The following is a 14,283-nucleotide window of genomic DNA, read 5'->3' on the forward strand; positions in this document are numbered from 1 at the left end:
AACGGTGTTTTTCACTCTCGACTCCTGTAGTTGAATGCCCGGAGCCTATAATTACATGGCTTATGCCGGCTTTAAATACTTGAAAATGAAAACCAACACACGAACCACAGGTTTGTCCTGAATGAACGATCAAATCCGACGAGACCGGGTTACCCGGTTTATCGAAACCCTCAATCAGGCCCGGGAGCTTGGCCTGTCTGTTACTGAGGCCACCGGGCATAGCCTGACCCTGTGCCTTCCGTACAGCGACCGCATCATCGGTAACCCCGCTACCGGCGTAATACACGGCGGCGCCATCACAACACTGATGGATACCACATCCGGCTCAGTGATGCTCTGTGCTCTGGACGTATTCGAACTATGCCCAACGCTGGATCTGCGAGTTGATTACATGCGCCCGGCCGAGCCGCATAAACCCGTCTATGCCCGTGCAGAAGTCTACAAAATAACCCGAAACATCATATTCACCCGATGCGAAGCCTATCAGGAAGGCGGCGAAACCGTAGCCAACTGTGTGGGCACCTTCATGCGCATCGGCCCCCAGGCCCTGCCGACTGCTTACCGTGAACAAATCACCGGGGGCCCGGCATGACCGACCCGGAAATCCTGCGCTACACCCGCGAAACCGGAGACTTCTCCCGGTTGATCGCCAGCATCCCCTACGCAAACTTCATCGGATTGCAGTGCAACAAGTTTGGCGACGACCTCATCTTCCGCCTGCCGGCAAAAGAACAGAACCTCGGCAACCCTGTGTTGCCCGCCATACACGGCGGCGTAATCGGTGGTTTCATGGAGCTTTCTGCCGCGATCTACCTGATGCTGGCGCAAGAAACCATCCGCATGCCCCGTATCGTCAATTTCTCCCTGGATTACCTCCGAGCCGGCCTCGACCGCGAAACCTACGCCGAATGCCAGCTCACCCGCCAAGGTAACCGAGTGGCAAACGTAATAATCACCGCCTGGCAGAAATCCCGCTCCCAGCCGATTGCTACGGCACGAGCGCACTTCTTGCTGGAAGGCTGATTCAGTTGGCGTGTAGGGGCTTGAAATACCTCCGCAAGCCCCCACTTTCCCAGCATGACTAATTCCGAAGTCGGATGACGCGGGAGCGAAGGGGCTTCCAAAACCGTGCGGAGCCATGGGTGAAGAGCGAAAGCGCTTCACGGGCTGGCCAGGGACGGCCAGCCCAGGACTTTCACTGCGACGCAGGAGCATTAAGCAGTGAAAGGCGGAGCCGAGCGTACACGGACGTATTCACAGCGTGTTTTGGAAGCCCCTTCGCTCCCGTGTCCCCCCACATGTTCCATGCAGGAGAGACAAACAAAATGACGGTTGAATCGCAAAAAGAGACCTTAGGATTTCAGACCGAAGTAAAGCAGTTACTTCACCTGATGATCCACTCCCTGTATTCAAACAAGGAAATCTTCCTCCGCGAACTGATTTCCAACGCCTCCGATGCCGCGGACAAGCTGCGCTTCGCCGCATTGAAAGACGACAGTCTCTACGAAGGCGACTCCGACCTAAAGATACGCCTCGATTTCGACAAGGACGCCAAAACCATCACCCTGACCGACAACGGCATCGGCATGAGCCGTGATGATGTTATCCAGAACCTGGGCACCATTGCCCGCTCTGGCACCGCCGAATTCCTCAAACAGCTCTCCGGCGACGAAAAGAAAGACAGCAAGCTGATTGGCCAGTTTGGAGTGGGTTTCTATTCTGCCTTTATCGTGGCCGACAAAGTCGAGGTCTTTACCCGCCGTGCCGGTGCGCCAGCAGAAGAGGGTGTGCATTGGCAATCCACCGGTGATGGCGAATTTACCATTGAGCAGGTTACCCGCGAAAAACGCGGCACCGAAATCGTTATCCACCTGAAGCCAGACGCCACAGAATTTGCCGACGGGTTCCGCCTGCGCAGCCTGGTGAAGAAGTACTCCGACCACATTTCCTTCCCGGTGATCATGAAATCCGAACCCACCGAAGAAGGTGAGGAGCCCAAAGACGAGACCGTTAACGATGCCACCGCCCTGTGGACACTGCCCCGTACCGAAATCAAGGACGAGGAATACAAAGAGTTCTACAAGCATGTTGCCCACGACTTTGAGGATCCGCTGACCTGGTCTCACAACAAAGTGGAAGGCAAGCTGGATTACACCAGCCTGTTGTACATTCCGGCCCGCGCCCCCTTTGATCTGTACAACCGTGAAGCCCCCCGTGGCCTGAAGCTGTACGTGCAGCGTGTGTTCATCATGGACGACGCAGAACAGTTTCTGCCGCTGTACCTGCGCTTCACCAAGGGTGTGGTGGACTCCAACGACCTGTCCCTGAACGTGTCCCGCGAGATTCTGCAGAACGACGCTACGGTGGACAGCATCCGTACCGCGCTTACCAAGCGGGTACTGGACATGCTCTCGAAGCTGTCCAAGAAGGATGCAGACAGCTATCAGAAGTTCTGGAACGAATTCGGTACCGTTCTCAAGGAAGGTCCGGCAGAAGATTTCAGCAACCGCGAGAAAATCGCCGGCCTGCTGCGCTTTGCCTCCACACACACGGGTGAGAGCACGCAAAACGTGTCTCTGGACCAGTACATCGAGCGCATGAAAGACGGCCAGAGTAAGATCTACTACATCACTGCTGATAACTTCATGGCCGCCAAGAGCAGCCCGCACCTTGAGGTCTTCCGCAAGAAAGGCATTGAGGTATTGATCCTCACCGACCGCATCGACGAGTGGATGATGGGCTACCTCAACGAGTATGACGGCAAGCAGTTCCAGGACGTTGCCCGTGGCGATCTTGATCTTGGTGAAGTGGAAACCGAGGAAGACAAGAAGCATAAGGAAGAAGCCGCCGAAGAGCACAAGGAGCTTCTGGAGCGCATTAAAACTGCTCTGGCTGACCGGGTTCAGGAAGTGCGGGTAACCAATCGTCTTACGGATTCACCGGCGTGCCTGGTGGTGGGCGACTTCGATATGGGCGCCCAGATGAAGAAGATCATGGAAGCGGCGGGCCAGAAGGTTCCGGACAGCAAGCCGATCTTTGAAATCAACGTGGACCACCCACTGGTACAGCGCCTTGAAAGCGAGAAGGGCGAAGAGCGCTTCAACGAGCTGTCTGCGGTTCTTCTGGACCAGGCCACACTGGCCAGCGGCGAACAGCTGCAGGACCCGGGTGCCTACGTTACCCGCCTGAACCGTCTGTTGCTGGAACTGGCTAACTAAGCCTATGCACCAGATTGTTGTGGATATCAGCATCAGCCCTGATGAGTGGATAAAACTCTACCAGGGCGTTGCGACCGATGTTCACACCAGGGCCCGGGACGGACGCTCAGTCCGTTTCCCGGCCCGTATTCTCTCACGCTTTTATCTCCGCGATGGCATTCGCGGTTCCTTCCGTATCGTGTTCAATGAGCAGGGCAAATTTGAGTTCATTGAGCGCATGTAATGGCTGCCTCCTGTTGATAGTTAAAAGCTTTGGCGCTCTTTTCCGGAATTGATTATCCAGGCTGCGACTGAAGTGGTTCCATGTTGTTGGAGGCTTACACCGAAACAAGGGATTGAGGAAGAGTTGCTACGCACGAGTCTTGGCTCATTTATCCTCCACCTCTTTAGTATCTCCAGGTCTGGGTATAAGCTGCTTGATAGTGTTATGAACTTCAGAGGAATTGACCATGACCGATGAAAAGCCGAACAAAAGCAAATGCCCGGTATCACACCTGACAACCGCCTTTGGTGCCCCGGTAGTCGACAATCAGAACTCGATGACCGCTGGCAAGCGTGGGCCCGTGTTGGTCCAGGATGTGTGGCTCAACGAAAAACTCGCCAATTTCGTGCGTGAGGTTATTCCCGAGCGTCGCATGCACGCCAAAGGCTCTGGTGCGTTCGGTACGTTTACCGTAACCAACGATATCACCCGCTACACACGTGCCAAAATTTTCAGTGAAGTAGGGAAAAAGACGGAAATGTTCGCCCGCTTCAGCACGGTGGCAGGGGAGCGGGGCGCGGCCGATGCCGAGCGTGACATTCGCGGCTTCGCGCTCAAGTTCTATACCGAAGAAGGCAACTGGGACATGGTGGGCAACAACACACCCGTGTTCTTCATGCGGGACGCCAAGAAGTTTCCGGACCTGAATAAAGCTGTAAAACGCGACCCGAAAACCAACATGCGTTCGCCCACGAACAACTGGGATTTCTGGACGCTTCTGCCAGAAGCTCTGCATCAGGTGACCATAGTGATGTCGGATCGCGGCATCCCCAAGAGCTACCGACACATGCATGGCTTTGGCAGCCACACCTACAGCTTCTGGAACGAAGCAGGTGAGCGCTATTGGGTGAAATTCCACTTCATAACCCAGCAGGGCATTGAGAACCTGACCGATGCCGAGGCTGCGGCAGTTGTTGCTGATGACCGTGAAAGCAATCAGCGGGATCTTTTTGAAGCGATTGAGCGTGGTGACTTCCCACGCTGGAAAATGTATGTGCAAGTGATGCCCGAAGCCGACGCGGAAACCTACCACGTGCATCCGTTTGACCTGACCAAAGTCTGGCCTAAAGGGGACTACCCGCTCATCGAGGTCGGCGAGTTTGAGCTGAACCGGAATCCGGAAAACTATCATATGGATGTTGAGCAGGCAGCCTTCTCGCCATCGAATCTCGTTCCTGGTATAAGCGTGTCCCCGGACAAGATGCTGCAGACGCGGCTCATCAATTACCCCGATTCGCAACGGTACCGTCTGGGGGTGAACTATCAGCAGGTACCGGTGAATGCTGCCAAATGTCCGGTTATGAGCAACCATCGCGATGGTCTTGGCCGGATGGACGGTAATTACGGCAGTTTGCCGCATTACCAACCAAACAGCTTCGGTCAGTGGAAAGATCAGCCCGAATATGCAGAACCGCCGCTCAAGATTGACGGGGATGCGGCCATGTTCGATTTCCGCGAGGATGATGACGATTATTACAGCCAGCCGCGCAAACTTTTTCAACTGATGACGCCTGAGCAACAGCAGGTACTGTTTGAAAATACGGCGCGGAATATGGGGGACGCTCCGGACTTCATCAAACAGCGCCACATCGACAACTGCACCCGCTGCGACCGGGCTTATGGCGAAGGGGTTGCCAAGGCTCTGGGTATGTCGGCCAAGTCGCCGGATGAATTGTCTGCAGACCCTGAATTGGCAGAGTAATATCGGCCAGCAATAAAAGCCCTCACAAGAAGTGAGGCAGTTTGTGAACTGCGCGGTTGCCTGTCGGGTTTCCGCGCATTTTTGATTTTGAATTTGTGGAGACCCTATGCGGATCATTCTTGCCCCTATGGAAGGGCTGGTTGACGCACCTATTCGCGAAACACTAACGAAAGTCGGCGGGATAGACCGGTGCGTCACGGAATTTATCCGTGTGACCCATGGCACGTTGCCGCCGCGGATTTTCTACAAGTATGCGCCGGAATTGCATAACCGTTCTCTCACGCGGGTGGGTACTCCAGTGGCCGTTCAGTTGCTGGGTTCAGATCCGGAACAGCTGGGCGTGCATGGGTTAAAAGCAGCGGAGTTGGGTGCCACTCAGGTGGATATCAACTTCGGTTGTCCTGCCAAAACCGTGAACAAGCACAAAGGTGGCTGTGTACTGATGCGAGAGCCTGAGTTGATGCACGAAATCGTTGCCGCCGTGCGCAAGGCTGTCCCTGTTGGTGTGCCCGTAACTGCAAAGATGCGCCTGGGGTATGACGATCGCTCCATGGGTGTGGCCTGCGCTCAGGCACTGGAAGCGGCCGGGGCGGAAGAAATCGTGATTCACGCACGCAGCAAGGTGGATGGCTACAAGCCACCGGCGTACTGGGAAGAAATTGCCAGGGCCCGGGAAGCGGTAAAGGCCAGAGTTATCGCCAATGGTGAGATCTGGACGGTAGCGGATTACTGGCGTTGCCGCGAAGTGTCCGGTTGTGAAGATGTGATGATTGGCCGTGGTCTGATCGCAAGGCCGGATCTGGCGCGCAAAATCAAAGCCAGCCAGCAGGGTGTTGAGGTTGAAGACATGACCTGGACAGAAGCGGTTGCTCTGGTTCGGGAATACGCCGGAGTGCTTCAGGGTTGGCTGGAAGACAAGTACGTAACCGGCCGCATCAAACAGTGGATGAATTTCCTGAGGCAGGGCTTTCCTGAGGCTGAGGCAATATGGCAGGACGCCCGAAAAATCCGGGAGGTAGCGCCAATGCTCGCCTGCCTGGAGCAGGATATGCCTTTATCAGGCAGCGCGGTTCAGGCCGCCTGATCCTTTCGTTTTCTGATTACCTTCCATTTGATCTCCCTGATTGCGAACTACACTGGTATGGGGTGCTCGTGTGCTCGTAATTATTGTGGTGCGTAAAAACAAAACCACGAAGTAGGAACTCAATGATCTGATCGACCCGAAGGCCGTTATTGACTCCCACGCCAATGAACGGGCTACATCACCCGGTGGAGCGTTGAAACAGGGCACGAAAACTGCCTTGTTCAGGGATCTGGTAAAAGTCCCCATGCATGTTCCCTTGAGCGGGCGCACCATCGCCTTCAACGGCGACGGTGGCTGTACAGTTGGCTGTAACTGATATCAGCCTTCCATATCCGCTGAATACGCGCCCGAGGTGGCCGCGCCGTTGAGCCTGGCCCGCTTGAGCATGGCTTCCTGGACAGCCGGCCCGTTATCCAGTTTGCCGGCCCAGGCCTTCTGGGCCGGTTCCTGCAGGGCACGACCGTAAGAAAAGCTCAGGTACCAGGGCTGCTGCCCAAGGCTGTTTATGGCGTTCAGGTTCAGGGTGGCTTCTTCAGGAGTCTGCCCGCCAGACAGAAAGTTGATGCCCGGAACAGCCGCCGGTACAACCCGGCGGAACACGCGCAAGGTGGCCTCTGCGACTTCCTCTGGAGAGGCCTTTGCACTCTCTTTGCCGGGCGTTACCATGCTGGGTTTCAGGATCATGGTTTCCAGCTGAACGCGGTGTCGGCGCAGGGCATTGAACACCTCTGAAATCACGGCTTCGTTCACTTCTGCAGAGCGCTCGATAGAGTGATTGCCATCAATCAGCACCTCTGGTTCCACAATCGGCACAATGCCGGCGGCCTGACAGAGTGCGGCGTAACGGGCCAGGATTTCTGCGTTGGCTTCCACCGCCTGGCGTGAGGGCAGGGTGTCGGATATGTGGTAAACGTCACGCCACTTGGCAAAACGGGCCCCCTGGTTTTTGTAGATTTCCAGCCGGTCGTCCAGGCCATCCAGGCCATAGGTTATTTCATCGCCCGGCGCATTGACCAATGGCTTCTTACCCTTGTCGACTTTAATGCCCGGCACAATACCCTGGCTTTCCAGGAGCTTTGGAACTGGCACGTTGTCCAGGCTGTTCTGGCCAAGGGTTTCTTCAAACAGAATGACACCGCTGATAAATTCTCCAAGCCCCGGCGTTGACAGGATCAGGCTGCGGTACTCCCGGCGCTTGTCTTCTGTAGACTCAACACCCACTGCCTTGAAACGCTTGGCGATGGTAGGGTGACTTTCATCGGCTGCAAGAATGCCTTTGCCAGGCTGGACAATTTCCTGAATGGTTGAAATCAGCTCATTTTGAATGCTCATACCAGCTCCTTCAGAGGCGTGTGTCTTGGTGTGTTTCAGTTGGGTTATTATCCTATTGTAGTCGGTTGACAGGGTGCTGTTATCATGACGCTGCAGATAATTTGACCTGTGCTAAAGCAATTGGCGGAACACTAACATAGGCTCAAGGTAATCAAATTAACACAACATCAGGGACTGGGTATGAAAACCGTTATCAGCGTAAGCCAGGGCTCAGCGGAATACGATTACGATCTGGAAACCGAGTTTCTGGGGCAGTCCTTCAGAGTTATCAGAGCCGGCACCGACGGGGATCTTTCCCGAGCTGCTGCCCTGCTCAAGTCATACCACGACCGTGCGGATGCCATTGGCCTCAGCATGGTGGCTGATCACTACAAGGTGGGGTCGGTGCAACTGGAACACCCGGATACCGCCATGCTCGAGGCCTGTATTCCCGATAAACCGATAACCACCGGGGCAGGGCTGAGGGGTATTCTGCAGGAATGGGCAGTGCGCCACACGCAATCGGAGCTGGGACATTTCTTTGACAATGCCCGGGTATTGTTCCTGAACGGGCAGGCCAGCTACCGGGTGGCAAAAGCACTCTCCGAACACACGGATAACCTGTTTTTTGCCGATCCCTATGTGGATTTCGGTGTGCCGAGGCTGCTCACATCGCTCAAGCAGCTTGAAACCTACACGTCGTTAACCGCGCCTTTCATGTTCCGCCGGGTTGCTGTGAAAGCGGTTGAATCCGCGCTGCGTACACCTCTGTATCGGCTTGGAGAAGGGCTTGTCAAAGGCTCTTTGCACCGGGCTGCAAAGGAGGCGCACGTTATTGTCGGGCATATGGGTGATCTTGAGAACTTCACCGCCAAAGAGCTGGACGGCAAGACCATTATCACCTCCCGGGTAACCGAGGCCGCTCTGGACTGGATGCGCTCCCGCAAAGTGGCCATGGTTGTTGATTACAGCCCCTGGCTGGAAGGTCGCCCGCTGGGTGTCAACGTGATGGAAGCCATGATCAGCGCAGCGCTTTCACGCACGCCTGAGCAGCTAGGAGCCGATGACTACCTGGATGTTATCCAGAAACTCGGCATGGAGCCCAGGGTTCTTTACCCCAATGGCTACCGGCGGATAAACCGCTTTGCCTTCGTGATTCACCCCTTGTCTCAACAGTACCTCACCAAAACAGCGCCGCTGGACTGGATTGCCAGTGTTTCACCACCGGTAGTGATGAACCTGGTGGAAAAAGCAGTGGCTTATACGCCACCATTTGTTTACTCGAAAGTATCCGGTATCAAATCACCCACAGGAGACGAAGTTGAAGGTTGGTTGATAACCGTGGGTGGCACGCCCAGAGAAATCATGGCGCACGATCCGGAATTTACATACAGCCGCTTGCTGGCGGCCGCCAAGCTGGGGAAAAAGCTGGGCGCCCAGATCATGGGTCTGGGTGCCTTTACCAAAGTGGTGGGGGATGCCGGAATTACTGTCGCCAAACGCGCGCCCCTGCCTATTACCACGGGCAACAGCTACAGTGCCTCTGGGGCTCTGTGGGCGGCCAAGGAGGCGGTACAGAAGATTGGCCGTGTCCATATCGGGAAGAGTGGAAAAATGGCTGGCAAGGCCATGGTCGTAGGTGCAACCGGAGCCATCGGATCGGTTTGCGCCCGTTTGCTTGCCAAAGCCGTAGACGAGATTTACCTGGCTGCGCCGGAGCCCGCCAAGCTGCTGTCTCTTAAAGACAGTATTGAACAGGAAACCCCGGGCGCCATCGTGCACGTGGCAGGTTCTGCAGATCGCGACATCGAAGACATGGACATGATTGTGACTGCAACCTCCGGCGCGGGTAAGCGGATTCTGGACATTACCAGAGTAAAGCCTGGCTGCGTGATAACCGATGTGGCGCGCCCGCTGGATATACCTGCAGAAGATGTCGCCAAACGCCCGGATGTGCTGGTAATCGAATCCGGAGAAGTGCAGCTGCCGGGTGATGTGCACATGAAAAACATCGGCCTGCCTTCCGGAGTGGCCTATGCCTGCCTGGCTGAAACCATTGTGCTGGCGTTGGAAGGGCGGTTCGAGAACTTCACGCTCGGTCGCAACATAGAATGGGAAAATGTAAGGGAAATCTACAAACTGGGCCTGAAGCACGGCATGAAACTGGCCGCCATTTCTGGCGTGAACGGCGTGTTCAGCGAAGAAGACTTTGAGCGGGTCAGAGTGCTGGCAGCCAAAAGCGATGCGGTAGAACCGGCCTAGATCCGGGTAATGCGGGACAGCCAGCTAGCGCAGCTGGCTGTCTTTGCTCCCCCGGCGGTTGATGCCGCCAGAAGCTGTTTGCTGTTTTTCCAGCGCAGACTGACATTCAACGCACAGACGCACTCCGGGTATGGCCTTGCGCCTTGCCTCCGGAATAGCGCAGTCGCACTCGTCGCAGAACTCCGCACTTTCACCCGTGACCAGCCGGCTTCGTGCTTCAGCCACGGCATCCTCTATACTGGCATCAATCTGGTCCTGCACAGCCCCATCGCGTGTCCATCCACCAGCCATAATATTGCTCCTGTGAAACCCGTGAACCAACACTCAGTAACAGCATGATACCAAAGCCACCGTGATCGGGCTAAGGTAAGGGTTCGTATTCAGACTTTTCCTGAAGATCTGGCAAAACGATAAAATCGTCGTTTATACACAACAGGGGTATACTCAGAAGGAACAGGTTGTTGCCGCTTCGTTTGCCAGGTTGGCGGGCCTAACCTTTTTAGTGTGACCCAAAATGAAAGAATCTCTGCGTATTCGGTACCAAACCATAGAGTTCGGGAACGTGGACATTCACGTGTGCACCCTGCGCGATAACCAGCAATTTGACGACCCCGACGACGTTGCTCTCAAGCTGGGCATTTCCTCTGCAACCTGGCCGATATTCGGGATAATCTGGCCCTCCAGTATGGTGCTGGCCCACCACATGGTGGATCACCCGACAGAAGGCAAGAGGATTCTGGAGATTGGCTGTGGAATGGCACTATCCAGCCTGCTGCTGAACCAGCGCCATGACGATATCACGGCCACCGACTACCATCCTGAGGTCGGCTTTTTCCTGGAACGGAACACAGAGCTGAACCAGGGCAGGGCAATCGGTTACCAACGGCTCGATTGGGCAGATAAAGTCAGCAACCTTGGCGTGTTTGATATCATCATCGGCAGCGACCTGCTGTACGAAGACGAACACATCAACCTGTTGGCAGACTTCATAAACAAGCATTCCAAACCGGCTTGTGAAGTGATTCTCGTTGACCCCGGGCGGGGCCGGAAAAACAAGTTCAGCCGGCGGATGGAGACGCACGGTTACCGTTATTCCCACACCCGGCCAGAGCATACGGACTATCTTGAAAAGCCCTTCAAGGGGCACATCCTCAGGTTCTGGAGGGAGGGCTAATCACGTCCGCTGGCAGTAGGCAGGATGCCGCCCAGCATATTTTCAACAATGGCCGCATTGTAGAAGGCCTCTACTGTGTGGATTTTACCTTCCCGCACACGAAACCACACCGCCAGCCTCACATCCCCAATGGGTTCAAAGTTGGTGCGGTAATCCAGAATTGCGAATACATGCTCACCATCGGCACTGAGCTGGCGAAGAACCAGATCTTTCTGAATGGCCGCCATACCGAACTGGTAGGACATCATGTCGTCCCGGCTGAGGAACCGCATGTTCGGCCCCACGTATTCGAAGCCTTCAGAAACCAGCAAGGTCTTGGCCTCGTCAAAACGCTGGGCATGAATATCGGCAATAAACTGCGCCACGATGTCTTTTGGCAGCATTAACAGACTCCATTTTTCAATACAGGGATAATGTGAACGGCTCGTTGCTCCCGGATGCCGCAAAATCGGGTTTGAATGCCCCTTTTAGCCCAATGCTACCAAGGTTACACATGGGTTTCCTTGGAAATCTTCTCCGGAATCAAGCGTCAGCCAAGAGGCGGTGCAAGTTTCATCGGTTGCCACAAGATCTGTCTTTTACCGAAACCTGTCGTTATCCGTATCAAAAACACGAAGTCTGTCGTTGCGCACCAGGAATCGATCATCGATGGTGAGCCACACCGGCTCGCCAGCCAGGGGAGCTTCTTTTGGCAGTCCCCGCTGGGCATGCAGATGCAGGTGCGGTTGTGAACTGTTTCCCGAGTTTCCCATCTGCCCCAGAACGTCACCGGTTTTTACCCTGTCTCCGGTTGCCACGACGATGCTTCCTTGGCGTAAATGCGCCAGGATTAGGAAAAAACCCCCACAGTCTATAGCGATATGATTGCCAGCCATGTGGTTGCGGTCCATTTGCGGAACCGGCATATCTTCCAGCCCATCAACCACCAGCGCCACGTCGCCACGGCACGGCGAGAGAACCGGCACGCCGAAAGTTGTGTATCTGGCGGGATCTGTCGGCTGCCAGCCATTGGTATGAAATCCCAGCGGAGTAACCCGGAAGATATCCAGAGCCTTGCTTTGGCCGCGCCACAGAAGAAAGCGCTCCACTGTCGGATTCAGGGTTTTGAGGTGTACATTGATCAACGGCGTGCTGCCTCCATGGGCAATGAGGTAGTGCCCCGGAGTAAACGGAGGGGCTATGTTCACTACCGCTTCCCCGGGCAACATCCGCCCTTTCATTGCATGCCACGTCAGGTAGCCACCGAGCAAGCCTGGCACCGTTGCGATCACGATCATGACAGAATTCGCCAATGACGCCCGCCACAGCCCGGGGCCGGGGAGGCCTTTTCGGAACAGGTGAGTAGTCGTTATAAGAAGCAGTAACAGGCCATAAGTGTAAGCCACCCAGAATGGCGGCACTGTCCAAAGAGCCGCGAGGCCAATACCCAGCAGGGCCAGCGTTACCGACACAAGCTGAAGCCCCCATGCCAGCCATCCCGCCGCCGGGTACAACGCCACCCAGGCCAGCAGCGCAAGTGGCAGAAGAACCTGTGTGAGCATTACCATCCAGGGCATGGGTCAGGTCCTTTTTCTGTTCCACCAGAGAACCAGCAGAACGGCAGCCAGGAGATTTCCGGTCAACATAAAAGGGTACATGTCTGGTGAGATTCGAAGCCACTCACCAGTAAAGTTCATCATACCGTGGAAAATCAACACTGCCAGAATGCTACGACCGGTCCGGTTGTAGACCTGCACAATCAAAAGAGTCTGGCAGATAATCATAGGCAGCCACCAGTATAGTTCCGGGTTAAAAGTGGTGTTGGCGTAATAGCCGGGGAACCACAAAAACGGTGCGTGCCAGATAGCCCACACCGTGCCGTTTACCAGGCCTGACGTTGTGGGACCGAAGTGCTGTTGCAGGGTATCCAGATAGTATCCCCGTAAGCCTATTTCCTCGATAGCCGGAAAAACAAACGACAGTAAAAGCAGAAACAGAAGCATACCCGGATTGAAAAACAGCGAGGTGTTTACATCGAGCGGTGAATCAGTGATCCCCAACCAGAGCGCCATGCCAGCCATGGCCAGATCCAGGCATAGCCAGAACAGCAGGATCACCAGCCACCAACGGCCGGGAATGCGTCGCCAGTCAACCAATCGGCGCATCAGGTCGAGAACTTGCGCCTTACCGCCTGTCAGCGCCGCCAATCCAAGCCCTGCCAACAACGGGCTGGCGCCTCCGATCAGAAACCACAACAGGTTAGGAAATGCCCACACCGACTCATCTGACAACAACACCGGCACCCAGAACAGGTAGGCCCAGCCAAGGTAAAACAGCGGAAAAGCCAGTAGCGGATGGGCGAGAACCCATTGCCGCAGGGCGATAAAACGATGGCGGGAATCACTCATGGGGGAACTCGACAGCGGTCACATCCGCCAAAAAAAATGGAAAGTACTGGTCTGTGGCAAAATGATTTCCGGCTTCCACGTGAGTTGGCAGGCGAAACCCACCGAAATTCCGGAATTCGGAGAGGTACCCGCCGAAAGGTTGCAGTTGATGCTTTTTCTCCGGATTGGCATTGCTCCAGCGCTGAAAACGGACCTGTGTCGGCTGACCATCAGCCGCAACGGTCAGATCCACCGACTGTGACAGGCCCTGATAGTTTATGGTGACCCGGGCGCGATCAGTATCCAGGCCCTCCCAGACAATACCGGGGCGGGGCAATATCGCCGCAGGTGTCCAGAACACGGCTTCGGCCACATAGCGGCCAAACGCAGAAAGGCTATGGTCCGGATCCTCACCCAGGCGGGCGATTGGCAGCAAACCCATGAGCCAGAACCGCGTCCACCTGTGGGTGTCAGAACCGGACAGCCTCATCAAGCCACGCCGTGCATGCATTTTCCAGACAAATCCGGCAGGCATGGCCAGGACCTGCGTTGCCGTAAAATCGAGATAGTTGGGTTGGTCCCTGTTACCCATACCGAAACGCCCGGCCATGGTGATACGGGCCACCGTATAAAGCGGGGTGCCCGGTTCAATTGCGTACATAAAGTAGCGGCGTACCGGTTCTGGCAAACGCGCGATCATTTCCGGGGTAAAGGTTTGAGGTTGTGCCGGTTGGCAGAAGGCAAACTCATGCATGGCTTTATAGTCAGCCCGGTGGTCCAGCAGGCGCCAGGCTGAAAGCGCTAAAACTGTGGAAATAAGCAAAACAAGCACAAAGACCATTGCAAGTACCTGAAAACCTCTGGGTTTCGTCGTCACTTTGTTCCTGACTCTGCTCTCGCTGTT

General features: G+C 55.3%; 14 protein-coding genes. 8 read left to right on the top strand and 6 right to left on the bottom strand.

Going from position 1 to position 14,283, the window contains the following annotated elements:
- Positions 1-121 precede the first annotated feature (121 nt).
- The 6 genes from CDH48_RS07805 (at position 122) to CDH48_RS07830 (ending at position 6,266) form a co-directional block, all read left to right on the top strand.
- On the top strand, positions 122-592 hold the full coding sequence (locus CDH48_RS07805) for a PaaI family thioesterase (protein ID WP_100688180.1): 471 nt from the start codon (positions 122-124) through the stop codon (positions 590-592).
- Positions 589-1,023, top strand: coding sequence for a PaaI family thioesterase (locus CDH48_RS07810; protein ID WP_100688181.1), 435 nt, complete (start codon positions 589-591; stop codon positions 1,021-1,023). The genes CDH48_RS07805 and CDH48_RS07810 overlap by 4 nt, the downstream gene beginning before the upstream one ends.
- Positions 1,024-1,325: 302 nt before the next feature.
- A complete protein-coding gene (gene htpG, locus CDH48_RS07815) occupies positions 1,326-3,218 on the top strand; it encodes a molecular chaperone HtpG (RefSeq protein ID WP_100688182.1) in 1,893 nt (630 codons plus the stop codon).
- Positions 3,219-3,222: 4 nt separating this feature from the next.
- On the top strand, positions 3,223-3,441 hold the full coding sequence (locus CDH48_RS07820) for a DUF2835 domain-containing protein (protein WP_100688183.1): 219 nt from the start codon (positions 3,223-3,225) through the stop codon (positions 3,439-3,441).
- Between the two features lie 226 nt (positions 3,442-3,667).
- Entirely contained in the window at positions 3,668-5,182 is a 1,515-nt protein-coding gene (locus CDH48_RS07825; protein WP_100688184.1) for a catalase, read from the top strand.
- Positions 5,183-5,288: 106 nt separating this feature from the next.
- Positions 5,289-6,266 (top strand): tRNA dihydrouridine synthase, encoded by a 978-nt coding sequence (locus tag CDH48_RS07830; protein ID WP_100688185.1) that lies wholly within the window; start codon positions 5,289-5,291, stop codon positions 6,264-6,266.
- Positions 6,267-6,584: 318 nt separating this feature from the next.
- On the opposite strand, the gene CDH48_RS07840 is transcribed toward CDH48_RS07830, so the two are convergent.
- On the bottom strand, positions 6,585-7,598 hold the full coding sequence (locus CDH48_RS07840; RefSeq protein WP_100688186.1) for a class I fructose-bisphosphate aldolase: 1,014 nt from the start codon (positions 7,596-7,598) through the stop codon (positions 6,585-6,587).
- Positions 7,599-7,778: 180 nt separating this feature from the next.
- Between CDH48_RS07840 and CDH48_RS07845 the strand changes: the two genes are divergently transcribed.
- Positions 7,779-9,839 carry a dehydrogenase gene (locus CDH48_RS07845; RefSeq protein ID WP_100688187.1) on the top strand — a complete coding sequence of 687 codons (2,061 nt, stop codon included), beginning with the start codon at positions 7,779-7,781 and terminating at the stop codon, positions 9,837-9,839.
- A gap of 24 nt (positions 9,840-9,863) precedes the next feature.
- Here the strand turns inward: CDH48_RS07845 and CDH48_RS07850 are convergent, their stop codons facing one another.
- Positions 9,864-10,130: a DksA/TraR family C4-type zinc finger protein gene (locus CDH48_RS07850; RefSeq protein ID WP_100688188.1), complete on the bottom strand. Its 267-nt coding sequence runs from the start codon at positions 10,128-10,130 to the stop codon at positions 9,864-9,866.
- 223 nt (positions 10,131-10,353) lie between these two features.
- Between CDH48_RS07850 and CDH48_RS07855 the strand changes: the two genes are divergently transcribed.
- Positions 10,354-11,013, top strand: a complete 660-nt coding sequence (locus CDH48_RS07855; protein ID WP_100688189.1) for a class I SAM-dependent methyltransferase — start codon at positions 10,354-10,356, stop codon at positions 11,011-11,013.
- On the opposite strand, the gene CDH48_RS07860 is transcribed toward CDH48_RS07855, so the two are convergent.
- The 4 genes from CDH48_RS07860 to CDH48_RS07875 all read right to left on the bottom strand — a co-directional run bounded on the left by CDH48_RS07860 (position 11,010) and on the right by CDH48_RS07875 (position 14,256).
- A complete protein-coding gene (locus CDH48_RS07860) occupies positions 11,010-11,396 on the bottom strand; it encodes a nuclear transport factor 2 family protein (RefSeq protein WP_100688190.1) in 387 nt (128 codons plus the stop codon). The genes CDH48_RS07855 and CDH48_RS07860 overlap by 4 nt on opposite strands.
- A gap of 195 nt (positions 11,397-11,591) precedes the next feature.
- A complete protein-coding gene (locus CDH48_RS07865) occupies positions 11,592-12,569 on the bottom strand; it encodes a M23 family metallopeptidase (protein ID WP_100688191.1) in 978 nt (325 codons plus the stop codon).
- A gap of 3 nt (positions 12,570-12,572) precedes the next feature.
- Positions 12,573-13,400, bottom strand: coding sequence for a CPBP family intramembrane glutamic endopeptidase (locus CDH48_RS07870; protein WP_100688192.1), 828 nt, complete (start codon positions 13,398-13,400; stop codon positions 12,573-12,575).
- The gene (locus CDH48_RS07875) at positions 13,393-14,256 is read right to left on the bottom strand and encodes a DUF6544 family protein (protein WP_227521005.1); all 864 of its coding nucleotides are present in this window, start codon (positions 14,254-14,256) and stop codon (positions 13,393-13,395) included. The genes CDH48_RS07870 and CDH48_RS07875 overlap by 8 nt, the downstream gene beginning before the upstream one ends.
- Positions 14,257-14,283 lie beyond the last annotated feature (27 nt).

Origin of the sequence: Marinobacter aromaticivorans (assembly GCF_002806975.1) — a bacterium.
Taxonomy (GTDB): domain Bacteria; phylum Pseudomonadota; class Gammaproteobacteria; order Pseudomonadales; family Oleiphilaceae; genus Marinobacter; species Marinobacter aromaticivorans.

What these genes read in the sequence shown, in the direction of transcription:
- CDH48_RS07830 (WP_100688185.1), top strand. Translation starts at nt 5,289, where the DNA reads ATGCGGATCATTCTTGCCCCTATGGAAGGGCTGGTTGACGCACCTATT.
- CDH48_RS07805 (WP_100688180.1), top strand. Translation starts at nt 122, where the DNA reads ATGAACGATCAAATCCGACGAGACCGGGTTACCCGGTTTATCGAAACC.
- CDH48_RS07820 (WP_100688183.1), top strand. Translation starts at nt 3,223, where the DNA reads ATGCACCAGATTGTTGTGGATATCAGCATCAGCCCTGATGAGTGGATA.
- CDH48_RS07850 (WP_100688188.1), bottom strand. Translation starts at nt 10,130, where the DNA reads ATGGCTGGTGGATGGACACGCGATGGGGCTGTGCAGGACCAGATTGAT.
- CDH48_RS07840 (WP_100688186.1), bottom strand. Translation starts at nt 7,598, where the DNA reads ATGAGCATTCAAAATGAGCTGATTTCAACCATTCAGGAAATTGTCCAG.
- CDH48_RS07860 (WP_100688190.1), bottom strand. Translation starts at nt 11,396, where the DNA reads ATGCTGCCAAAAGACATCGTGGCGCAGTTTATTGCCGATATTCATGCC.
- htpG (WP_100688182.1), top strand. Translation starts at nt 1,326, where the DNA reads ATGACGGTTGAATCGCAAAAAGAGACCTTAGGATTTCAGACCGAAGTA.
- CDH48_RS07810 (WP_100688181.1), top strand. Translation starts at nt 589, where the DNA reads ATGACCGACCCGGAAATCCTGCGCTACACCCGCGAAACCGGAGACTTC.
- CDH48_RS07845 (WP_100688187.1), top strand. Translation starts at nt 7,779, where the DNA reads ATGAAAACCGTTATCAGCGTAAGCCAGGGCTCAGCGGAATACGATTAC.
- CDH48_RS07865 (WP_100688191.1), bottom strand. Translation starts at nt 12,569, where the DNA reads ATGCCCTGGATGGTAATGCTCACACAGGTTCTTCTGCCACTTGCGCTG.
- CDH48_RS07855 (WP_100688189.1), top strand. Translation starts at nt 10,354, where the DNA reads ATGAAAGAATCTCTGCGTATTCGGTACCAAACCATAGAGTTCGGGAAC.
- CDH48_RS07825 (WP_100688184.1), top strand. Translation starts at nt 3,668, where the DNA reads ATGACCGATGAAAAGCCGAACAAAAGCAAATGCCCGGTATCACACCTG.
- CDH48_RS07870 (WP_100688192.1), bottom strand. Translation starts at nt 13,400, where the DNA reads ATGAGTGATTCCCGCCATCGTTTTATCGCCCTGCGGCAATGGGTTCTC.